This is a genomic window from Paenibacillus sp. FSL M8-0334, from assembly GCF_038000405.1.
Taxonomy (GTDB): domain Bacteria; phylum Bacillota; class Bacilli; order Paenibacillales; family Paenibacillaceae; genus Paenibacillus_AQ; species Paenibacillus_AQ campinasensis.
The window spans coordinates 327,915-348,532 of record NZ_JBBOCH010000002.1; the positions used below are offsets into that span (position 1 = coordinate 327,915).

Annotated in this window: 20 protein-coding genes and 1 riboswitch; of the genes, 16 read left to right on the forward strand and 4 right to left on the reverse strand. The window is 56.8% G+C overall.

All coding sequences use genetic code 11. The annotated features are described in order from the left end of the window. Nucleotides 1–79 precede the first annotated feature (79 nt). Nucleotides 80–841 carry a TioE family transcriptional regulator gene (locus MKX64_RS15665; RefSeq protein WP_095398973.1) on the forward strand — a complete coding sequence of 254 codons (762 nt, stop codon included), beginning with the start codon at nt 80–82 and terminating at the stop codon, nt 839–841. A 237-nt stretch (nt 842–1,078) separates the two neighbouring features. Here the strand turns inward: MKX64_RS15665 and MKX64_RS15670 are convergent, their stop codons facing one another. Beyond that, complete coding sequence (locus MKX64_RS15670) at nt 1,079–1,876, reverse strand: Cof-type HAD-IIB family hydrolase (protein WP_095264875.1); 798 nt, start codon at nt 1,874–1,876, stop codon at nt 1,079–1,081. Between the two features lie 60 nt (nt 1,877–1,936). Next, the gene (locus tag MKX64_RS15675) at nt 1,937–2,863 is read right to left on the reverse strand and encodes a DMT family transporter (RefSeq protein WP_095264876.1); all 927 of its coding nucleotides are present in this window, start codon (nt 2,861–2,863) and stop codon (nt 1,937–1,939) included. A gap of 293 nt (nt 2,864–3,156) precedes the next feature. On the opposite strand from MKX64_RS15675, the gene MKX64_RS15680 reads away from it, so the two are divergent. Continuing rightward, nucleotides 3,157–3,870 (forward strand): metal-dependent hydrolase, encoded by a 714-nt coding sequence (locus tag MKX64_RS15680; protein ID WP_095264877.1) that lies wholly within the window; start codon nt 3,157–3,159, stop codon nt 3,868–3,870. A 206-nt stretch (nt 3,871–4,076) separates the two neighbouring features. Here MKX64_RS15680 and MKX64_RS15685 read toward each other — a convergent pair whose 3' ends face one another. Further along, entirely contained in the window at nt 4,077–5,078 is a 1,002-nt protein-coding gene (locus MKX64_RS15685; protein ID WP_095264878.1) for a lipoate--protein ligase, read from the reverse strand. Between the two features lie 218 nt (nt 5,079–5,296). Here MKX64_RS15685 and cobD point away from each other — a divergent pair, with 218 nt between their 5' ends. From cobD to MKX64_RS15740, 11 genes are all read left to right on the forward strand, one after another. Further along, the gene (gene cobD / locus MKX64_RS15690) at nt 5,297–6,421 is read left to right on the forward strand and encodes a threonine-phosphate decarboxylase CobD (protein WP_155617869.1); all 1,125 of its coding nucleotides are present in this window, start codon (nt 5,297–5,299) and stop codon (nt 6,419–6,421) included. A 57-nt stretch (nt 6,422–6,478) separates the two neighbouring features. Beyond that, the gene (locus MKX64_RS15695; RefSeq protein WP_155617870.1) at nt 6,479–7,213 is read left to right on the forward strand and encodes an adenosylcobinamide amidohydrolase; all 735 of its coding nucleotides are present in this window, start codon (nt 6,479–6,481) and stop codon (nt 7,211–7,213) included. Next, nucleotides 7,210–8,187: an adenosylcobinamide-phosphate synthase CbiB gene (gene cbiB / locus MKX64_RS15700; RefSeq protein ID WP_155617871.1), complete on the forward strand. Its 978-nt coding sequence runs from the start codon at nt 7,210–7,212 to the stop codon at nt 8,185–8,187. The genes MKX64_RS15695 and cbiB overlap by 4 nt, the downstream gene beginning before the upstream one ends. After that, on the forward strand, nt 8,178–8,888 hold the full coding sequence (locus MKX64_RS15705) for a histidine phosphatase family protein (protein WP_095398979.1): 711 nt from the start codon (nt 8,178–8,180) through the stop codon (nt 8,886–8,888). Before cbiB ends, MKX64_RS15705 begins: the two co-directional genes overlap by 10 nt. Before the next feature lie 156 nt (nt 8,889–9,044). Then, a riboswitch (cobalamin riboswitch) is annotated at nt 9,045–9,255 on the forward strand. Between the two features lie 365 nt (nt 9,256–9,620). Beyond that, a complete protein-coding gene (locus MKX64_RS15710; protein ID WP_095398980.1) occupies nt 9,621–10,649 on the forward strand; it encodes an ABC transporter substrate-binding protein in 1,029 nt (342 codons plus the stop codon). After that, the gene (locus MKX64_RS15715; RefSeq protein ID WP_095264884.1) at nt 10,646–11,689 is read left to right on the forward strand and encodes a FecCD family ABC transporter permease; all 1,044 of its coding nucleotides are present in this window, start codon (nt 10,646–10,648) and stop codon (nt 11,687–11,689) included. Before MKX64_RS15710 ends, MKX64_RS15715 begins: the two co-directional genes overlap by 4 nt. Continuing rightward, complete coding sequence (locus tag MKX64_RS15720) at nt 11,690–12,490, forward strand: ABC transporter ATP-binding protein (protein ID WP_095398981.1); 801 nt, start codon at nt 11,690–11,692, stop codon at nt 12,488–12,490. A 153-nt stretch (nt 12,491–12,643) separates the two neighbouring features. After that, on the forward strand, nt 12,644–13,714 hold the full coding sequence (gene cobT, locus MKX64_RS15725) for a nicotinate-nucleotide--dimethylbenzimidazole phosphoribosyltransferase (RefSeq protein ID WP_095398982.1): 1,071 nt from the start codon (nt 12,644–12,646) through the stop codon (nt 13,712–13,714). Further along, on the forward strand, nt 13,711–14,286 hold the full coding sequence (cobU, locus tag MKX64_RS15730; RefSeq protein WP_095398983.1) for a bifunctional adenosylcobinamide kinase/adenosylcobinamide-phosphate guanylyltransferase: 576 nt from the start codon (nt 13,711–13,713) through the stop codon (nt 14,284–14,286). Before cobT ends, cobU begins: the two co-directional genes overlap by 4 nt. After that, nucleotides 14,283–15,104: an adenosylcobinamide-GDP ribazoletransferase gene (cobS, locus tag MKX64_RS15735; RefSeq protein WP_095398984.1), complete on the forward strand. Its 822-nt coding sequence runs from the start codon at nt 14,283–14,285 to the stop codon at nt 15,102–15,104. Before cobU ends, cobS begins: the two co-directional genes overlap by 4 nt. A 208-nt stretch (nt 15,105–15,312) precedes the next feature. Continuing rightward, entirely contained in the window at nt 15,313–16,707 is a 1,395-nt protein-coding gene (locus tag MKX64_RS15740) for an L-cystine transporter (protein WP_095264889.1), read from the forward strand. An 88-nt stretch (nt 16,708–16,795) separates the two neighbouring features. On the opposite strand, the gene MKX64_RS15745 is transcribed toward MKX64_RS15740, so the two are convergent. After that, on the reverse strand, nt 16,796–17,884 hold the full coding sequence (locus tag MKX64_RS15745) for a M24 family metallopeptidase (protein WP_155617873.1): 1,089 nt from the start codon (nt 17,882–17,884) through the stop codon (nt 16,796–16,798). Between the two features lie 184 nt (nt 17,885–18,068). Between MKX64_RS15745 and MKX64_RS15750 the strand changes: the two genes are divergently transcribed. The 3 genes from MKX64_RS15750 (at nt 18,069) to MKX64_RS15760 (ending at nt 20,532) form a co-directional block, all read left to right on the forward strand. Next, nucleotides 18,069–18,581 carry a GNAT family N-acetyltransferase gene (locus MKX64_RS15750; protein WP_155617874.1) on the forward strand — a complete coding sequence of 171 codons (513 nt, stop codon included), beginning with the start codon at nt 18,069–18,071 and terminating at the stop codon, nt 18,579–18,581. A gap of 69 nt (nt 18,582–18,650) precedes the next feature. Beyond that, nucleotides 18,651–19,226 (forward strand): GNAT family N-acetyltransferase, encoded by a 576-nt coding sequence (locus MKX64_RS15755; RefSeq protein ID WP_095398987.1) that lies wholly within the window; start codon nt 18,651–18,653, stop codon nt 19,224–19,226. A 145-nt stretch (nt 19,227–19,371) separates the two neighbouring features. After that, nucleotides 19,372–20,532 carry a response regulator gene (locus MKX64_RS15760; RefSeq protein ID WP_095264893.1) on the forward strand — a complete coding sequence of 387 codons (1,161 nt, stop codon included), beginning with the start codon at nt 19,372–19,374 and terminating at the stop codon, nt 20,530–20,532. The last annotated feature ends 86 nt before the right edge of the window (nt 20,533–20,618 follow it).

Sequence of the window (20,618 nt, forward strand, 5' to 3'; positions counted from 1 at the left end):
GAATTATTGGCAGGCGAGGCACGGAATGCGCGCCACAGGCGTATGCGGGACGGATCTGAAGAAGGTGTAGGAGGGAATTATGCGGTACTACAAGCCGAAGGAAATCGCAGATGAGCTGCAGATCAGCACCAGCGCGCTGCGGCATTATGAAGCGTGGGGCGTGGTGCCGCCCCCGGAGCGGGCCGAGAATGGCCACCGCCTGTATACGAGCGAGCATGTTGCATACTTTCGCTGCTTGCGGGCGATGTTTCCCGGATTCGGGTACGGGATGACTTATGAAGTGCTGCGCTTCATTCAGAAGCGGGAGCTTGATGACGCACTGTGGCTGGTTAATGCCGAGCAGGCCAAGCTGCAGCAGGAGAAAATGCTGGCGGATCAAACGCTGGCACTGCTGGAGGACCCGTCGCTGGAGATGGTGAAAGGAAAGCGGCTGAAGCCGCGCATGACCATTGGCGAGGTCGCCGAGCTGGCGGATGTGGAGACATCGGCCATTCGCCACTGGGAGAAGGAGGGGCTGCTGAGCCCGGAGAGGAATCCGGACAATGGCTACCGGCTCTATACGCCGCTTCATGTCAGGCAAATTTTGCTGATCCGTTCCCTGCGCAAAACAGTGTTTTTTCTGGAGAAGATCAAGGGGATTGTTCAGGCGGTCGAGCACCAGAGCATTGAGCAGGCCCGGAAAATGATGCGGGAGGCGCTGTCTGTCATTCACGAGCGAATTCGTCAGCAGTTTCACGGTGTCTACAAATTGGTGGAACTGTGCATCGAGCTCGGGCTGATCGATGGCAGCGATGCTGCGTTGACGCGGACGCTGCATACATTCGAGGGCGGCGGGACGTAATCCATCGGCAGAGGCGGGAGAGGGGGAGGGAGAGGGAGAGGGGCAATGAAAAAGGAGCAAGCCAAGCATCGGAAGGCGGCCGGCCGGTCAATCTGAGCGGCTGTCTGCATGCCCTCCGGACCCGGCGCTTGGGCAGCTTATGCGTGCCCGCAGTCAGGCAAGTTTATCCGGTTCGTTGTCCTTCCTTGCCTAATATAATACTGCCCGGCAACAGCTGCCGGGCAGTACTGGACTTCATTAGAGCACAAATTTCTCGATCACGTGCTTCACGCCGTCCTCGTTATTGCTCAAGGTTACATAGTCAGCAATAGCCTTCAGCGGCTCGATCGCATTTCCCATCGCGACGCCGAGCCCGGCTGCCTCGAGCATTTCATGATCATTCCAGGAATCCCCGATCGCAATCGTCTCGCTCAGATCACAGTTGAAATGGTTCGCCAGGAACGTCAGGGCATGCCCTTTGGTTCCTTCCTTGTGCATGAACTCGAGGAAATGCGGCTTGGACTTCGTGATATGAACCTGGTCGCCAAGCAGCTCCTTGAATACAGGAATCAACTCATCAAGGTAGTCCGGATCATCGATGATGAGCATTTTTGGCGTCGGCTTGCGCACGACCTGGATGAAGTCCGGCTCAATATAATAAGGGGTGCGGTTCAGGGCGCAGTAATCGATCAGCTTCTCATTTTCCTCCCGGGAATAGAGCTTGTCATCGATATACGTCTGCAGGTGCAGGTTATGCTGAACGCAGTATTCATACAGCTTCTCGGCAGCATCCACCGGGAAATAGCGCTCGTAGAGCACCTTTTCATCCAGCAGATTTTTGATCAGTGCACCCTGATACGTAATGATCGGCACATTCAGTCCGGTCTGCCGGGCGATCGCCTGTGCGGATGCATAAGCCCGACCGGTTGCAAGGGTGACTACGACGCCTTTGGCAACCGCCTGCTCCAGCGCGCGCTGTACACCGGGGGTAACCTCTTTGTCGTCATTAATGAGCGTGTCGTCGATGTCGATGGCCATCAGTTTGTAAGTGGTCATGGTATTCTCTCCTCTTCGATCTCTGTATTGTTCTCTCTCTAACTCATCATACCTGTGATTCTATTGTACCTGTTCCGGCACAGACTTCAATTCCGCTTCCGGTGCAGACTTCAATTCTGCCATAATCATGCCCGCCAGAATGCACACACATCCGAATATGCCTGCAGTGCCGAGACGCTCGCCGGCAAACAGCATTCCGGTCAACGCGGCGAAGACGGGCTCCATCGCGTAAATGACCGCCACCCGGGATGGGGTGGTGAATTTCTGGCAAGCAGTCTGGATCCAGAAGGCGAAGGCGCTGGCCGGCCCGATGGACACCACAAGCGCCCAGATGACATCGGGCTGCTGCAGCATGTCGTAAATCTCCGACGTATTGGCGAAGGTCTCGGTTGCCCCGGAGGCGGCCATGCTGAGCACACCAACGACCGCCATTTGCAGCGCGGCAAGCAGCAGCGGAGGATACTTGGTTGCGTATAATCCGGTATAGCCGATGTGTAGCGCGAATCCGAACGCACAGACAAGCACGAGCGCATCCCCTTTGTTCAGGCTCATCCCGCTGCCGGCAAAGGCGAGCAAGTACAGTCCGGCAGCAGCCAGAAATGCGCTGACCCAGGTCATTCTGGAGATGGAATGCTTCAGCAGCACAAACGACAGGAAGGGGACGAGCACCACGGACAGACCGGTAATAAATCCGGCATTGGAGGTGGTGGTATACAGCAGCCCCGCGGTCTGAAACGCATAGCCGATAAACAAAAAAAGTCCAAGCAGACAGGCATGGAGCACCATTCTGACGGACAGCTGCTTCCACTGCCTGGAATAAAAGACGGAAATGATAAGCGCCAGCAGCAGGGCGGCACCCAAAAAGCGGACGGCGTTAAAAGCCATCGGCGGCAAAATTCGCACCGCATGCTGCACGATGAGGAAGGTGCTGCCCCACAGCATCGCCACCATAAGCAGGCTCATATCGGCCATTCGCGAACGGTTCACTACAGAGGTCATCCTTTCTGACGTAACAGGTCTTCCCTAACTATGGCTGTAAAACAGCAAGTGACCAAATTGTATCCCATAACCGGGACTGGGACAAGCACTTTTGCGCTCGGAAGCAGCCGGACGGAGCGTGCCTTAAACGGTATGCCGGGCGGCGGAAGAGTGGCAGGGCCATAGACGGAGAATGGATGAATATGGACAACATGGCAGGGAATTTGCTATACTGAATAACCGAACATGTATTCTCATTCAGGGTGCAGTTCGTTACCCACAGCCGAAAGGAAGTAATCATCATGATGGGAAGAGCACATTTGATTATCGGGACGGGGGTCACCGTATCCATCATGGGCCTGGCTGGCGTCCCCGTGACGCTCCCTGCGGTCGGCGTGGCTTTGGTCAGCTCGCTTCTTCCCGACATCGACGAGCCGAACTCGCTGCTGGTGCGCCGGGCGATCCCGACGGAACTGCTGCGCATTCTCCAGCTGTCGCTTATCGGCGCTGCACTCATCGTCGGATATTACGGCTCGGAATATACGCCGTGGAATCTCGTCTTGTCCGCCCTGATCGGGATGGTGTCGTTTCTCCCGGGGCGGACGCTGCGGCATGTCGTCATGTTTCTGATCGGCCTGGGGCTGCTGTTTCTCGGTCAGAGACTGAGCCCGTGGAACACCATTGCCGGCAGCGTCCTCATCGCGGCGTCGCTGGTGACACACCGCGGTTTGACACATACGCTGTACGCAACGGTGGGCTGGACGGCGCTGCTTTATTTCGCTTCCCAGGGCAGGGAAGGGGCGGAAAGCTTATGGATTGCCGGAGGCATATCCTATTTCATTCATCTGCTGTCCGATGCGCTTACGAACCATGGCATTCGTCCGCTGCCGCCATTCAAATTCAAGATCAAGCTCAAAATGATGAGCACAGGCAGCAAGTGGGGGAGAAATGTAGAGAATGTTTTTATTTTATTGACCCTGCTGCTCGTCTGGTATGTGTTCATGGGGTCGCGGTAACTTCGAAGTGAGGCGCGGTATTGCATCTCCCGGCGCCTCTGCCCGGCATGCCTGCCTTGTGCCGGTCTTCATGCAGCGCGTGGATTGTGAGCGGGTTGTTCGCTTGCTCTCTTTCTGTACATGATCGCAGAAAAACCTCCTGTCTTCGCCGGGGATGACCCGCAGGACAGGAGGTTTTTTGTTGTTGGGGTATGGATGGAAGCAGGTTATTCTTCGAGGAAAATAAGCCCGACCAGATCATCGAACTCGATATTGCCGAAGTAATGCTTGACGTTTATATCTGCAAGTGCGGACCGGACAGACTGTTCTTCATAACGTTTGCCGCGGAGCAGATTCTCGATGTCGGTGACATCCCCCACGCCGAAGAAGTCCCCGTAAATTTTAATCTCCGCAATATGCCCATCCTTAATGTTCATGCGAATGTCGATAATGCCGGCCGGGAATTTCTTCGCATGCTTCACATTGCTTTCCGGCGATTGACCGTAGTTCCAGTCCCAATTCCGATAGCGCTCCTCCGAGATTTGGCGGATGATCTCCCAATCCTTCTCCTGCAGCACATATTGCGGCACTTGATCCGGTTCCATGCCGAAGATGGAACGCAGCAGCTCGGCCCGGAACTCCTCGATGGTCATGTCGGTGCCAAGCAGCTCCTTAATGTTGGCTACACGGCTGCGGACCGACTTGGTGCTCTTGGATTTGAACTTCTCCGGGTTCGCGTTCAGCGACGCCTGGACATCGTCCAGATTAAGGTCGAACATCAGAGTACCGTGGCTGAACATCCGGCCGCGCGTAGCGAATTGGGCGTTGCCGGATATCTTCTTCTCCCCGACCTGCAGGTCGTTGCGGCCGCTCAGTTCAGCCGGGACGCCCATCTTCTGCAGAAAGTCGATGACCGGCTGTGTGAATTTCAGGAAATTGTGAAAGGACTGGCCGTCATCCTTCGTAATAAAGCTGAAGTTGAGGTTGCCGAGATCATGATAGACAGCCCCGCCGCCGGACAGACGGCGCACCACCTGAATATTGTGGTCGCGCACATATTCCTGATTGATCTCTTCAATCGTATTCTGATGCTTCCCGATAATGATGGAAGGGCTGTTGATATAAAACAGAAGGTAGCTTTCATCTGTGGACAGATGCTTCAAAGCATACTCTTCAATCGCTAGATTTATGGTGGGATCGTGAATTCCCTGGTTATCGATAAACAGCATGACGTTTCCTCCGTTACGATTACGAAATGGTGTGTCCAAAACCTATTGTAAACCAATTTTCATAGGGAGACAAAGGCCTATCTGTTGACGCGGCGGGCGGCGGCAAGACATAATGAGGCATTGAATCCGGTTGATATTATACGGTGCTGCGGCCGTGGCTAAGCGAGCAGGACATCATTCGTTCTTGCTGCAGCCGCAAGCAGGCGGGGGGATTATAGATGAGTGACAACAGCCATCCGTTCGTGGAGGTATACGGGCATGGCGGCGATGTGGAGACCGCGGCGCAGAGATTCGGAGGAGACGCGGCTGCCTACTTGGACTACAGTGCCAATATTAATCCGCTTGGCCCTCCCCAGGAGGTCATGCATGCGCTCCAGGATGCAATGAAGGCAATTATCCGTTACCCGGACCCCGGTCATCGCGGGTTCAAGCGACGGCTGTCCGACAAGCTCGGGATCGGGGAGGAGCAGCTGCTGGCCGGCAACGGGGCTGCCGAGTGCATGGCGCTGCTGCTGCTTGGACTAAAGCCGCAAACGGTCGGCGTGGTGGAGCCCTGCTTCTCGGAGTACCGCCAGTTGGCCGAGCAGTTCGGCTGCAAGGTGCGTACCGTCTACGGCCGGGAGGACAGGGACTGGAGGGCGGATAAGGCGCAGATTGCGGAACTCCTGTCCGCGACGGATCTCGTATTCCTCGGACAGCCGAACAATCCGAACGGCGTTCAGTACGAGCTCGCCGACATTCGCGAGCTGGCCGGCGCCGCGGAGCGGTGCGGCGCCTGGCTGGTGCTGGATGAGGCGTTTATCGATTTTATTCCGGCACGGCAGCGTCAGACGCTGCTGCCCGAGCTCGCCAATTATCCGAGAACGGTCATTATCAGGTCGATGACGAAGTTTTATGCCATCCCGGGGCTTCGGCTCGGCTATGCATGCGCGCATCCCGAGGTGATCCGGGCGATGGCGGGCAAGCAGGTGACCTGGAGCGTGAACGGGCTGGCACTGCTGGCCGGGGAGGCCTGCCTGGCGAGCGGCCGGGATTTTGAACAGCAGACGCTGGCGCTGATCGATACCGAGCGCTCGCGGCTGACGGACGGCTTGCGGGCGCTGCGCTTCCGGGTCTCGCCGGGAGAGGCGAACTATGTGCTCGCAGAGCTGCCCGAGCCGTGGAACGCCGAGCGGTTCCAGCGCGAGATGGGACGGTGCGGCATCCTGGTGCGAAGCTGCGCCATGTATCCCGGGCTTAGAGCAGGACATATCCGGCTGGCGGTGAAGGATGCTGCCGCCAATCAGCGACTGCTGCATGCGATAGCGGAGGTGCTGGCGAAACAGCCCGGGACGTGGACATGAAGCCCCGGTGTGGCGTCTGTTCTGAAACAATGCAGGTGGAATAAGGGGGAGAGCAACATGGCGTTGCCATTTATAAACGGAATGACCGGTCATGTGACATCATCCATATGGGAAGGAGTCCGGCTGTCGCTCGTGGCGGGAGGGCATCCTCATCTGCTGCTGTCCTTGCCCCGGGCGAGCGATGCAGTCAGCAGCGCGGTATTCGGCGGCGGGTTTCTTCAACTGGATCACATCGTGAACCGGTATGTCGATCACAGCTATGATTGCAGCGATCCGGTGTCGGATATGCAGGCGTTCGCGGCGGCCTGCGGCTATCCGCCCGCTTCGACGGCGGGGCTGTTAACCGCCGTGAAGCTGCAGCAGGTTTCGCTGTGGGAAGAGCGAGGCAGCGAGGCATCGGTTCTATGCTGCACGACCGCCGGCACGGGCAATGCTGCCCGGGCGGGGGCGGCCAGAACGACGTATGCGGCGGCGTACAAGCCGGGCACGATCAACACGGTGCTGCTGATCGACGGGAAGCTGACGCACGCCTGCCTTGTGAATGCGGTCCTTACAGCAGCGGAGGCGAAGGCGGCGGCGCTCGGTGATCTCGGCGTGCGTGACGCAGAGACCGATGCGCTGGCGACCGGCACGACAACCGATGCCATTGTGGTCTGTGCCAGCCAGAGTGAGGCCTATGGCACCGAGCATCGGTATGCCGGAACCGCGACCGATCTGGGCGGGATGATCGGGCGACTCGTATACGAGAGCGTTGCCGAGAGTCTGGCCGCTTACCGGAAGGCGCTGCCATGAATGCAGGCTGGGTTATATGGGCGGCGGTGGCGCTGGATCTGCTGATCGGGGATCCGCGCTGGCTGCCGCATCCGGTCATCGGGATGGGCAAGCTCATCCGCGCCGTGGAGCAGCGCATCCGGCGGCGTGTCACCTCGCCGCTGGGGCTGAAGCCGGCCGGTGTGCTGCTGCCGCTGATCGTGGTCGGCAGCTCCTTCGCGCTCACCTGGCTGCTGATTGCGGCCCTAACGCGCGTTCACCCCTGGCTCGGCATCGGGGCGGAAGCGGTGCTGATCGCCACCACGATTGCGATCAAGGGGCTCCGGGATGCCGGTATGGAGGTGTATCGCGATCTCCGGTCCGGAAATATGACGCAGGCGCGCCGTTCGCTCGGGATGATTGTCGGCAGGGACACGGACCATCTGGATGAGCCGGAGGTCGTTCGCGGGACGGTTGAGACCGTGGCGGAGAACATTGTGGATGCGGTCGTGTCGCCGCTCTTCTATGCCTTGATCGGCGGGGCGCCGCTGGCCATGGCTTACCGGGCGGTCAATACGCTCGATTCCATGGTCGGCTATAAGAATGAACAGTACGCGCAGCTGGGCTGGGCCTCCGCCAGGCTCGACGATGCTGCGAATTGGATACCGGCCAGGCTGACGGCCGGATTGCTTGTGGCGGCTTCGGCGCTCCTGTCACTCAAGTGGAGGCGGGCGCTCCATATCGTTCGCCGCGACGCTAGGAAGCATCCGAGTCCGAACAGCGGATTTCCAGAATCGGCGGTTGCCGGGGCGCTGGGCATCCGGCTTGGCGGTGAGAACCGCTATCAAGGGGTGGTCTCTTTCCGCGCCTTTATGGGCGATCCCGATCGCCCGCTGCGGGCGGAAGATATTCGGACCACCGCCCGGCTCCTGCTGGCTGTCTCGCTGATGTTCGCCATCCTGGGCACCGCGATTCTGATCCTGGTTCAGGAAATGGGAGGGCGGTTATGGCTGTAAGTGTCGTTGTCCATCTGCTCCGGCATGGCCGGACGCGCTGGAATGAGCAGCGCCGATATATGGGGCATACCGATCAGCTTCTTGCGCCAGGGGCTCTAACCGAACTTGAGCCGCTGAGGAGACGCTATCATAGACATGACTTTGGCAAGATCTACTGCAGCGACCTCAGCCGATGCAGACAGACGCTAGGTTACGTGCTGTCAGCGACGGGAGCGGATCAGGATCCTGCTCTGATTCCGGCCAAGCTGGGAGAAACGGTGCCGGGGGTCTGTTATGATGTCCGGCTGCGCGAGCTGGACTTCGGACAATGGGAAGGCAAAACCTATGATGATCTGAAGGAGAATCCGGCGTACCGCAGCTGGATCGATGATCCGTCCTCTGTCACGCCGCCGGGCGGTGAGAGCTGGGAGGCGTTCCAGCAGCGGATCGGTCAGTTTCTGAACAACCTGTACCTGGAGCTCGACGAGATGGCTGGAGCCGCGGAATCCGAAGCTCTCGAAGGCGGGCACGGGAAGCGGCCTGAAGCGGCATGCGGACCATCCGATGTGCTGATCGTGACCCATGGGGGCGTCATCCGGCAGATGATGACACAGCTGGTGGACGGTGTGAAGTTCTGGGCGCTGCCGCTTGAGCCCGGTGAAGCGCTTCGGGTGCGTCTCACCAGAAGCAGCGCAGGCTGGCGCGGCGAGCGTCTGCCTTGACACCCGGCTGCATCTGCTGGCGGTGAGCGTCTGGATGCAGTCAGGGCAGGGAGGACGCATGCTCTGACCACTTGGCCGCCAAGAAATTTTCGGTTGTAAGACAAGGCGTTATCGCCTATAATCTTGTGCAGAGATGAGAAGCTTGACACATACGAATTCAATACATTTTGCCATGGTCCGGGCAGGAGGCGCAGCAGGATGCTTCTGTCTGGTTAATAGGGAAGCCGGTGTGAATCCGGCACGGTCCCGCCACTGTGAAACAGGAGATCTCTCCAGATGCCACTGAGCAGACGGTTGTCAGCCCGGGAAGGCGGAGAGGTCGTGAAGGCCTGTAAGTCAGGAGACCTGCCATGGCGAATGAGAAACGGTCCTTCGAGGAAAGGATTGCGTTTGCAGGACTTTTGCGTCTAAGGCTGTGAGATGGCTTGCCTGGTGCCCCGGATTGAGGACGGGAACGGGGGAAGCAGGGCTTTGCAGCCGAGCTGATACATGGGTGTAGGTGGCCATCAGGCAAGCCCTGTGCAGGCAGATTCAGGCAGTCCGATGACACGAACGTAGTCCCTGGTTCCGATGGCGGAATCCGGGACTTTTTTGGTATGGAGACAGAGCAGTGGTTTAGGTGCATTATTCTGTCCTCTTCCTTCTATCATGCAATAGACTCGCAAGGATCGGGAGATCAGTCATGATGCAAGCCCATTCTCAATATTTAGTCATTAGGGGGACATGAGGAATATGAAAGCAATGATGAAACCGTGGTTATCTGTGCTGGCAGCGCTGCTGCTGGCGCTGTCGCTTGTCGGCTGCGGCGCGGGCAAGGAGCAGCAAGGTGAGACGAACGGGACGGCACAGGAGCAGCCGGCCGAGACGGACGGACAGGAGGAGTCAACGGGCCAAACGCCGGCGAGCGATGACGGGGAACTCAAGACCGAATATCCGCTGACCGTAACCGACGCAACCGGAACCGAGATCACATTCGAGCAGGCGCCGGCGAAGATTGTATCCTTGTCTCCTTCCGAGACTGAGAAGCTGTTCGCACTCGGGCTGGATGAGGAGATCGTCGGCGTAACGGATTATGATGATTATCCTGAAGCGGCAACCACCAAGCCTAGGATGGGCGGATTTCAGGTGAACGAGGAGGCGCTGATCGCCGCCGGGCCGGATGTTGTTTTCTCGGCAACGATGAACGCGGAGACGGCCGAGCAGCTGCGGGGCCTTGGCATCACCGTATATGTCAACAATCCGAAGACGATTGAAGACGTCATGGAGAGCATATTGCTGCTTGGACAAATCACGGACCGTCAGGCCGAAGCCGGACAGGTCGTAGAACAGATGAAGCAGGAGCTGGCCTCGGTAACAGAAGCGGTACAATCGCTTTCCGAGGAAGAGAAGAAGAAGGTATACGTGGAGTTCTCCCCAGGCTGGACGGTTGGCAAGGGCGAGTTCATGGACGAGATGATTACGCTGGCTGGCGGCATCAATGTGGCCGGGGATCAGGAAGGCTGGTTTGAAATCAGTGAAGAGAACATTATCGCTGCTAATCCGGACGTGATCCTGTATTCGGCCAACGTTGTGGACGAGTCCAGCCAGAAAACGCTGGATGTCATGATTAAAGAACGCAGCGGCTGGGATCAGATTGAAGCGATCAAGAATGACCGGATCGTGGGACTGGATGATAATCTGCTGAGCCGTCCGGGCCCGCGGGTGACGCAGGGGCTTATTGAAGTGGCCAAGGCGATCTATCCGGAACTGATGAATCCATGAGAAGCAAGCTTGCGGGTTACGGTGCGGCCGGCGTCGCCTTGCTTCTGCTGACGCTCATTGTCAGCCTCGGCATCGGCTCCGTCCACCTGCCTGCAAGGGAGATCGGGGCGATGCTGCTGCATCGGATTCCCTGGATCGGCGATTGGATTGCTCCGACCTGGGAGACCTCCTCGGAGCAGATTCTAATGAAGGTTCGGCTGCCTCGCATTTTGCTGGGCATGCTGGTCGGAGCTTCCCTGGCCGTGGCGGGTGCAGCGTTTCAGGGTGTGCTTCGCAACCCGCTGGCCGATCCCTTCACGCTGGGTGTATCCTCAGGAGCGGCGCTGGGCGCCGCTTCCTTGATCTTTTTTGGTATGGAATACTCGGTTTTTGGCGGTTACACGCTGCCGATGGTGGCTTTTCTGACCGGGGCCGGCACGCTGTGGATCGTGCTCACGCTGGCGCGGGACCAGGGGAAGCTGCCGATACACGGGCTCATTTTATCCGGCGTGGTTATGCAGTCGTTTTTGGGGGCGATTGTGTCATTCTTGACGATCATGTCCAAGGAGACGGTCAACCAGATACTATATTGGACGATGGGAAGTCTCAGTTTGCGCGGATGGTCGTATACGGCCATCCTTTTCCCGTATTTCGCGGCAGGGTTTATCTATCTGTGGAGCCGCTCGCGGGCGCTGAATCTGCTGTCGCTCGGAGAGCGCCAGGCAGCGCATATGGGGCTGAATGTGGATCGCCTCAAGATCAGCGTGCTCGTGGTGGCTACGCTGCTTGCGGCAGCGGCGGTCTCTGTATCCGGTGTGATCGGATTCGTCGGGCTGGTCGTGCCGCATATGATCCGGCTCATCACCGGACCCGATTATCGCATTATCGTTCCGCTGTCAGCGCTTGGCGGCGCCATCTTCATGGTCTGGTGCGATACGGCGGCGCGGTCGGTGCTGGCTCCGACGGAAATTCCGCTTGGGGTTGTCACCGCGTTTATCGGTGCGCCGTTCTTCGCCTACTTGCTCTACCGGAACAAAAAACGGCGGAGGGAGGGTGCATAGATGATTACAGCGCACGGGCTTGGCAAAAGCTTCGGAGAAACGACGGTCCTTAGCGATGTTGATTTCAGCGCAGCTGAGGGCGAGTGGTGGGGCATCATCGGCCCGAACGGCAGCGGCAAATCGACGCTGCTGCATCTGCTGTCCGGTATTGAGAAGCCTACGGCGGGGAGCGTTCGCCTGCTGGGGCGAGAGGTCGGCAGCTACAGCCGTAAGGAGATCGCCCGGATGATGGCCGTGCTGCAGCAGGAGGGGCTGGCTCCGAGCGGATTCACAGTTCGCGAGGTGCTGGAGATGGGCAGGTACCCGTTCCAGAACTGGCTTGGCAGAGAGCACGAAGATCCATCCGAACGGATTGAAGCCATCCTGAACCGGCTTGATCTGACCCTGCTGGCCGACAAGCGGATCGATGAATTGAGCGGGGGACAGCGGCAGCGGGCTGCGCTTGGAAAAGTGATGGCTCAGGAGCCGACGCTGCTGCTGCTTGATGAACCGACAACGTATCTCGATATTCGCTACCAACAGCGGTTCATGGATCTGGTGGCCGGCTGGAGAAAGGAATCGGGCATCACGGTCATCAGCGTGCTGCACGACCTCAATCTGGCAGCCCAGTATTGCGACCGGCTGCTTATACTTCATAACGGAACGGCTGCCGGACGCGGCCTGCCGGAAGAGGTTTTGACCGAGGACAATATCCGCCATATTTTTCAGATCGATCCGGCCATTGTGAGACATCCTGTGAACGGCGCGCCCCAGGTGCTGATCACCGCAGGTGATGCCAGGGGGAGTCTGAAGGAGGACTAGACAAGGCAATAGGAGAAGCCGAGCCGCAGCCGGGCAGGATCAGCAAGTCAGCAACACCGAGCGGCTACCGAACGGGTAACCACACATCCGTTCAGCAATCAGTTACAATATACAGTAGTGATAACGATATCTCGGCGGAGGAGGGGAACCCTAATGGGCGATTGGAGCCTTGAGCAAGTGAGAGAGCATATCGGGACGATCCGGCCGCTGGATACCGCAGCGGCTCAGGCGGCAGCGGCGTATCTGGATAGGCTGACCAAGCCTCCAGGCAGTCTCGGGAAGCTGGAGGCGCTGGCGATTCAGCTGGCTGGCATTACCGGTGAGATGAAGCCTGTACTCACGAAGAAAAGCGTTGTTGTTATGGCTGGGGATCACGGTGTGTGCGAGGAAGGCGTAAGTGCGTTTCCATCGGAGGTCACGCCCCAGATGGTGCTGAATTTCCTGAACGGCGGGGCAGCGGTCAATGTTCTGGCCCGGCAGGCGGGAGCGGACGTGCAGTGCGTTGATATCGGCGTTGCGGTGGAGTTGACGCATGAGCGGCTGCTGGCGCGGAACATCCGCCGGGGGACGGCGAATATGGCCAAGGGACCGGCCATGTCCAGGGAAGAGGCGGTCCGGTCTGTCCTGACAGGCGCCGAGATCGCAGCAGAGCTGGTCCGGCAAGGGACACAGCTGTTCGTCACCGGGGAGATGGGAATCGGCAACACAACGCCGAGCGCAGCGATATTATCGGTGCTGTCCGGCAGGCCTCCGGCTGAAACAGCAGGCCGGGGGACAGGCATCACGGATGAGAAGCTGCTGCACAAAATTCAGGTTCTGGAGCAGGCGATTCAGATTAACCGTCCTCGTGCCGACGATCCGATCGATGTGCTGGCCAAGGTGGGCGGACTGGAGATCGGGGGGCTGGCTGGTCTGATTCTGGGAGCGGCCGCTCAGGGCCGTCCGGTCGTCATTGACGGATTTATTTCCAGTGCGGCTGCCTTCATTGCCACAGCGGTCAACCCGGCCGTCTTGCCATACCTCATCGCTTCCCATGTATCCCAGGAGAGCGGGCATCGGCTGCTGCTGCAGGAGCTTGGGCTCAGCCCGATGCTGGAGATGGACATGCGCCTCGGGGAGGGCACCGGCGGGGTACTGAGCCTGCATCTGGTGGATGCGGCTTGCCGGATCATGCAGGAGATGGCGACGTTTGAGAGCGCAGGCGTCAGCGGAGGGGCCACATGAAGAATGCTAAGGTGCTGGTAACCGGGGGGGCGCGAAGCGGGAAAAGCTCCTTTGCCGAAAGGCTGTCGATGCATAGAGCGCCCGCCAGCGTCTATATCGCTACAGCGCAGGCCTACGATGAGGAGATGCGGGACCGGATAAGGCATCACCGGGAACGTCGCCAAGGTGCGCTCTATCCTTGGGAAACGGTGGAGGAGCCGCTGCTGCTGCCCGAGCTGCTCGGCAGTTTAAGCCACCGGACAGACGGCGCGCCAGCCGTGCTGGTAGATTGCCTGACACTGTGGCTGACCAATGTGCTGCTGGAGATTGAGCGGGAAGGGCATGATTTCGAAGAGGAGCGGCTGTCGCTTCGGATCAACAGCTTTGTTGCAGCGGTCGAGCATTACCCGGGTCATGTCATTCTGGTGACGAACGAGGTCGGCTCCGGCATCGTGCCGGAATACCCGCTGGGGCGGATATTCCGGGACTGGGCCGGGCTGATGAATCAGCGGCTTGCCAGGCAGTGTGATGAGGTGTTTCTTGTCACCGCTGGCATTCCGTTGGAAATCAAAAGCAGGGAGTTTTTGATATGAACAAAAGTTTGGAAGCGGCTGCGGCCGCTTTTCAATTTTTATCCCGGTTTCCGGTGCGGTATGAAATTCCGTTCACCCCCGAAGTGCAGCAGCGGAGCGTAGTCTATTATCCGCTGGTTGGCGCAGCCATCGGGGCGGTGGTATGCGCGGTGGGCTGGGCGCTTGGATACGTGCTCCCTTCGCTGCCTCTGGCGGTGCTGCTGCTGATCGTCTGGACTGCTTTGACCGGAGGACTGCATCTGGACGGCTTGATGGACAGCGCCGATGCGCTGCTGAGTCACCGTTCCCGTGACCGGATGCTGGAAATCATGAAGGACAGCCGCGTCGGCGCAATGGGAGTCATCGCCTGCGTCTTGGTGCTGATGTTGAAGGCAGCGCTGATCGCTTCCTTATACGAGGTTGCGGAGGGAGCGTGGAAAGCGTGGACCCTCATGCTCGTGCTCGCGCCGATCTGGAGCCGGTGGGTCATGGTATATGCGATGTTTCGCTGGGAAACGGCCCGCGGCAGCGAGGGACTTGCCTCCCTGTTCCGGGGGCTTTCGGGCCGAAGAGTGTTCCAATCGTTTGTGCTGGCTTTTGTGCTGACATGTGCGGGAGCGGTGTTCGTGCTGGCTTCTGTTGAAGAAAACGCTGTCCGCTTCACAATCGGCCTGGGGGTACTGTTGCTGCCGCTGGCCGCCTATATCGCCGGAGTTATGGTTGGATCGCGAATCAACAGGCGGCTTGGGGGATTAACAGGGGATACATACGGTGCTCTGAATGAGCTGGTAGAGACGCTGCTGCTGTTATGGATGGTATTTATGCTAAGCTTGACTTAAATATTTCCAAAATAAAGCTTTCCAACATAAGAAGTATAATCCCGATAAAAATAGTTGACATTGGGCGTAAAAATGCAGATAATGTATGTTGCAAATTGGGTGATGTTATGAAGCGGGCTTACCTCGGGGAATAATTCATATATAACGCACTTATTGCACAATATTAACAACAGCTGAACAGTTGTTGAGGGAGGAGCTACAACAAGGTATGGAAACATTGTGGGTTATCATCAACGTGCTAGTTTTGATCCTGTTGATCGGCATTTTGTTCTGGATGCAGAAGAAGCATTACTCGTTTACAAAACGGGTGTTTGCAGGGCTGGGTCTCGGCGTCCTGTTCGGGGTGGCGCTTCAATGGATCTACACCTCTACGTCGGATGTCGTTATTAAGTCGGCGGACTGGTTCAATCTGGTGGGGTATGGTTATGTAAGGCTGCTTCAGATGATGGTCATTCCATTGATTATGGTGTCCATCATCTCGGCGATTATGAAGCTGAAAGGCGGACGTAACCTTGGCAAAATGAGCGGTCTGATCATCACGGTGCTGCTGGCAACAACGGCCGTTGCAGCTGCTGTCGGGATTACGACTGCGCTGGCCTTCGACTTGTCGGCTGTGAATATTCAAGGCGGAGAGGTAGAACAGCGGCAAGGCGCTATTCTTGAAGAGCGGCTGGGGGATGTGGAAGGAAGAACACTCCCGCAACAAATTCTGGACTTCATTCCGAGCAATCCGTTCGCGGACATGACGGGAGCCAGAAGAACATCAACGATTGCGGTCGTGATATTCTCGGCGTTCATCGGGATAGCCGTGCTTGGGCTTGACCGGAAGAACAAGGAGCAGGCGGAGACCTTCCGCGGTATGATCAACGCGGTGTACGGTGTCGTTATGCGCATCGTGACACTGGTACTTAGACTGACACCTTACGGGATTTTGGCGCTGATGGCGAAGACGATCGCCACGACAGATCTCGCGGTGATTATGAATCTGATTGACTTTGTACTCGCTTCTTACGTTGCGCTCATTGCGATGTTTATCATTCATCTCATTCTGCTGGCGCTGTTCGGATATAATCCGGTAACGTATGTGAAGAAGGTATTCCCTACCCTGACGTTTGCCTTTACTTCACGCTCGAGCGCAGCAACGATTCCGCTGAATGTTCAGACACAGAGCAAGAAGCTAGGAGTGTCTGAAGGAATTGCCAATCTGTCCGCTTCCTTCGGGGCAACGATCGGCCAGAACGGCTGCGCCGGTATTTATCCGGCCATGCTGGCGGTTATGATTGCACCGACAGCAGGTATCGATCCGACTTCGTGGTCGTTTATCCTTACCCTGATTGTGGTCGTCATGATCAGCTCGTTCGGTGTAGCGGGCGTTGGCGGCGGCGCGACGTTTGCATCGCTGATCGTTCTGTCCACCATGAATCTGCCGGTGGCGCTGGCGGGCCTTCTGATCTCGGTTGAGCCGCTGATCGACATGGGCCGCACTGCCCTCAATGTCAATGACTCGATGACGGCAGGTGCCATCACCGGCAAGGTGATGAATGAAGTGGATAAAGATGTGTTCAACGACAAGAACATCGAGCTGGATATGATTCAAGCATAAGCATTGAATCAGGAAGAAGAACGCCCGTGAGGCCTTGCTTGTGCGCAAGGCCTCACGGGCTTTTTCTCATTATAATGGGATATTCATATTAACCGATGATGGTAAGCTCCTTGGGGAACGTGGTCAGCACCTCAACCCCTGTCCCGGTCACGAGCACATCGTCCTCGATGCGGACGCCTCCTACACCGGGTACATAAATGCCCGGCTCAATGGTAAACACAGCGCCCGTCTGCGCGGTATCGTTGTTCTGCCCGTGCACCGAAGGATACTCGTGCACATCCATGCCTAGGCCATGCCCGAGCCGATGGACGAAGGCAGGGCCGTATCCCGCGTTCGCGATGACATCTCTGGCAGCCTGATCAATAGAAGCGTAGGAAGCGCCCGGCTTGACTGCCTGAATGCCCGCTGTATTTGCAGCAAGAACCGTTTCATAGATGCGGACCGCCTCAGAGGAAGGCTGGCCCACAGCCACGGTCCGGGTAATATCGGAGGCATAACCGCTGGCGTACACGCCCAGGTCGAACATCACCAGGTCGCCAGGCTCGATCTTCCGCGATCCCGGAACACCGTGCGGCAGCGCGGTATTGGGGCCGGACAGCACCATGGTGGAGAAGGAAGGGCCTTCGGCTCCCAGCTTCTTCATCGTATATTCCAGCTCCGCGACAAGCTCGATTTCGCTAACGCCGGCCTTCGTCTGCGCTAGGCCGCGTTGAAGGACCTCTTCCACGAGCTGCACGGCATGTCTGATCACCTGAACTTCCTCGGGCGACTTCCGGACCCGCATCTCGCGCAGTACCGGGCCTGCGTCCTCATAGCGGGAGACGGACAAGTGATGCTGCAACTGTTCATAACGGGAGACGGTCAGCTGCTCCTTCTCAACGGCCAATACGCCCGCGGAACCCGGAATGATGCCCTTCAGCAGCTCGTAAGGGTTGTCCGTGTCCTGATGGGTAACGATGTGGTTCACGATCGAGGCCGCATGAGCGGCCTCGGCATCCAGCGCGGGCACAACCAGCACGGGCTCCTCCGCAGCGGAGAGCAGCAGCCCAAGGAACCGTTCATGCGGATTGCTGGCAAAGCCGGTCAAGTAATAGACATGCTTGGGATCTGTGATCAGCACATGATCCCAGCCTTGGGTATTTATCGTATGTTGGAGTTTGTCCAGACGTTGCTTCATATTGATTCATCCTTTCTATCCACAACTGGGGAGCGCATTTGGAGCACTTAGCCTAAGGGTAACGGGTTCGCGCATTGAAGTAAAGTGGCTCAGAAAACAGAAGCGTTTTTTCGCCGGTTCTTGTACAATAGAATCTAATTAGATCACAGATAAACTGATATTTTATTGCACTCGGAGGGGAATCATGGCACTGCATTCTTATCGCATCGATTATGCTGTCAAAGAAGATTTGCCAGCTATTGTGGACATTTACAATTCAACTATTTCGGGTCGGACCGTCACCGCAGATCTGGAGCCGATCACGGTAGAGAGCCGGATGCAGTGGTTTGAGGAGCATGCACCGGATCGTCACCCGCTGTGGGTAATGCGGTCTGAGGAGCACATCGTAGGCTGGATGAGTTTTCAGCGTTTTCACGAGCGCGCCGCGTATGATGCAACCGCTGAAATTAGCATCTATGTGGACGAGCGTTTCCGGGGGACCGGAGCCGGGAGCATTCTGGTTGCGAAGGCAATCGAGGAATGCCCGCGTCTTGGTATCAGCAATCTGGTCGGGCTGGTGTTCGGACATAACAAGCCAAGCCTGGGGCTTCTGACAAAGTTCGGGTTTGAACAGTGGGGCTTTCTTCCCGGCGTGGCCGAACTGGATGGGATCAAGCGTGATCTCGTCATTGTCGGCCGCAAGGTGGAGGCTTCCTGAAGGACCTTTTCTCATAAATCTAATCGAGCTGAACGAAGAAATCAGAATTAAGGGGGAAGCGGATCGCATATGAGCACATCGTTATGGAATCCACGACCGGTACGCTTTTTGGAAGGGGAACGCCTGTATCTTCGTCCCATTAGCCAGGAGGACGTGGACGGTTATTATCACATGCTGTTCAACAAGGAAATGCGTCGTTTGACCGGAACACGGCAGATCTTCACAATCGAGGGGATTCGCCGTTATATCGAAGACAGATCAACCGATTCGTCGTCCGTGCTGCTTCTTATAGCGCTGCAGGATACGGATCAGGTCATCGGCGACATCGCCTTGCAGGACATTGATTCTGTCAATCGCAATGCAGGCATGCGGATTGCCATCGATTCGGAACAGCATCTGGGGAAAGGTTACGGGCCCGAAGCGATGAAGCTGCTGCTAGAATATGGCTTCGGCCAGCTCAATCTGCACCGGGTGGAGCTGCAGGTATTCGATTTTAATGAACGGGCGATCAAGGCATATGAGAAGGTTGGATTCGTGCGGGAAGGCGTTCAGCGGGATGTGCTCTATTACAATCACCGCTATCATAACGCCATTCTGATGAGTGTGCTTGAGCATGAGTTCAGGGAAAAGCAGATGCACGGGTAACGCCATGATTAGGGTCTGGTGCGAGCGCATCTTAAGTAGTAGGTATTTAGACTCTAATTGGTCCAAACGGGTTACGATTGTTGCATCAACGGGCAGGAATTATATATAGTTAAGGCATAATGGTATTTTCCAAGGAGCACATGACATGAAGGTTATTCTCGTAGATGATGAACCGCTTGCATTGCAATACCTGGAACGGCAACTGTCGAAGCTTGATCACCTTCCAATTGAAGTGGTGGGCAAATATTCGGATGCGTCTGAAGGACGGCAAGAAATTCTGTCCCGGGAAGTGGATATTGTGTTTCTGGACATCAGTTTGCCGGAGTTGAGCGGAATTGAACTTGCCGAGCAGCTTCTTGAGCGGAAGCCTTATTTGTGCATCGTGTTTGTGACAGGTTATCATGAGTACGCCGTGCACGCCTTCGAGCTGAATGCGGTTGATTATATTGTGAAGCCGCTGCAGATGGACAGGCTGGCCAAAACGATGAAGCGCCTTCAGGAGCGTATCGCCATGCGCGGCGAGGAGCAGCCTGTTCAGAAGCGGCCGCTGAAGATGACCATGTTCCGTCAGGTCATGATCGAGCATCCGGAGCACGAGGGACAGTATACGCTGCTGCAATGGCGTACAACGAAGGCACAGGAGCTGTTTATTTATCTTCTGCAGCACAGAGGACAGCTGGTGCGGAAATCTGTTCTTATTGATCTGTTATGGCCTGAATTTGATATGGATAAAGCTTATCCCCAGCTATATACGGCCATTTATCATATTCGAAAATCGCTGGATTCATTTAACGGGCGTTTGCAAATATCCAACACGACGGAAGGCTATGTACTGAACATGGAGGATATTCAGCTGGATGTCGAGATTTGGGAAGAGTGGCTGGCCGCGAGTCCGGCGATATCTCATCAGTCGATCGACAAGCATATCGAGATTTTGAATCTGTACACGGGGGATTACTTGCAGGAATATGACTACTGGTGGGCAGAAAGCGAGCGGCAGAGATACAAGCGGATGTGGCTCGGCCTATCCTATTCCCTGGCAGAGTGGTATTTCGATCATAACCGGATGGAAGAAGCGATATTCAGTTACTCTTCGATTACGAAGCAGCATCCGCTTGAGGAGAGAGCCTACTATTCCTTGATGCAAATTTACGCCTCGCTGAACAATGGCGCTCAAGTCCATATGCAATACAGCCAGATGAGCCAAATTTTGCGAGAGGAAATGAATGTGGAGCCGAGTCCTTACATTACGGAATGGTACGAGCAATGGAAACAGGGAGGGGGCGGCATCGAGCTGGCCCGCTAACCATATGAGATGGATGAAGTCACCGGGAAATCCGGTGATTTTTTTGTGAACTGAATTTCCTTATATAGACTAGCAGTTATGCTGGG

Excerpts from the sequence above, each read along its gene's own strand:
- cbiB (WP_155617871.1), top strand. The coding sequence starts at position 7,210 with ATGAATGCAGGCTGGGTTATATGGGCGGCGGTGGCGCTGGATCTGCTG.
- MKX64_RS15710 (WP_095398980.1), top strand. The coding sequence starts at position 9,621 with ATGAAAGCAATGATGAAACCGTGGTTATCTGTGCTGGCAGCGCTGCTG.
- MKX64_RS15685 (WP_095264878.1), bottom strand. The coding sequence starts at position 5,078 with ATGCTGTTTATCGATAACCAGGGAATTCACGATCCCACCATAAATCTA.
- cobU (WP_095398983.1), top strand. The coding sequence starts at position 13,711 with ATGAAGAATGCTAAGGTGCTGGTAACCGGGGGGGCGCGAAGCGGGAAA.
- cobS (WP_095398984.1), top strand. The coding sequence starts at position 14,283 with ATGAACAAAAGTTTGGAAGCGGCTGCGGCCGCTTTTCAATTTTTATCC.
- MKX64_RS15750 (WP_155617874.1), top strand. The coding sequence starts at position 18,069 with ATGGCACTGCATTCTTATCGCATCGATTATGCTGTCAAAGAAGATTTG.
- MKX64_RS15745 (WP_155617873.1), bottom strand. The coding sequence starts at position 17,884 with ATGAAGCAACGTCTGGACAAACTCCAACATACGATAAATACCCAAGGC.
- cobD (WP_155617869.1), top strand. The coding sequence starts at position 5,297 with ATGAGTGACAACAGCCATCCGTTCGTGGAGGTATACGGGCATGGCGGC.
- MKX64_RS15755 (WP_095398987.1), top strand. The coding sequence starts at position 18,651 with ATGAGCACATCGTTATGGAATCCACGACCGGTACGCTTTTTGGAAGGG.
- MKX64_RS15705 (WP_095398979.1), top strand. The coding sequence starts at position 8,178 with ATGGCTGTAAGTGTCGTTGTCCATCTGCTCCGGCATGGCCGGACGCGC.
- MKX64_RS15760 (WP_095264893.1), top strand. The coding sequence starts at position 19,372 with ATGAAGGTTATTCTCGTAGATGATGAACCGCTTGCATTGCAATACCTG.
- MKX64_RS15670 (WP_095264875.1), bottom strand. The coding sequence starts at position 1,876 with ATGACCACTTACAAACTGATGGCCATCGACATCGACGACACGCTCATT.
- cobT (WP_095398982.1), top strand. The coding sequence starts at position 12,644 with ATGGGCGATTGGAGCCTTGAGCAAGTGAGAGAGCATATCGGGACGATC.
- MKX64_RS15695 (WP_155617870.1), top strand. The coding sequence starts at position 6,479 with ATGGCGTTGCCATTTATAAACGGAATGACCGGTCATGTGACATCATCC.
- MKX64_RS15680 (WP_095264877.1), top strand. The coding sequence starts at position 3,157 with ATGATGGGAAGAGCACATTTGATTATCGGGACGGGGGTCACCGTATCC.
- MKX64_RS15665 (WP_095398973.1), top strand. The coding sequence starts at position 80 with ATGCGGTACTACAAGCCGAAGGAAATCGCAGATGAGCTGCAGATCAGC.
- MKX64_RS15715 (WP_095264884.1), top strand. The coding sequence starts at position 10,646 with ATGAGAAGCAAGCTTGCGGGTTACGGTGCGGCCGGCGTCGCCTTGCTT.
- MKX64_RS15720 (WP_095398981.1), top strand. The coding sequence starts at position 11,690 with ATGATTACAGCGCACGGGCTTGGCAAAAGCTTCGGAGAAACGACGGTC.
- MKX64_RS15740 (WP_095264889.1), top strand. The coding sequence starts at position 15,313 with ATGGAAACATTGTGGGTTATCATCAACGTGCTAGTTTTGATCCTGTTG.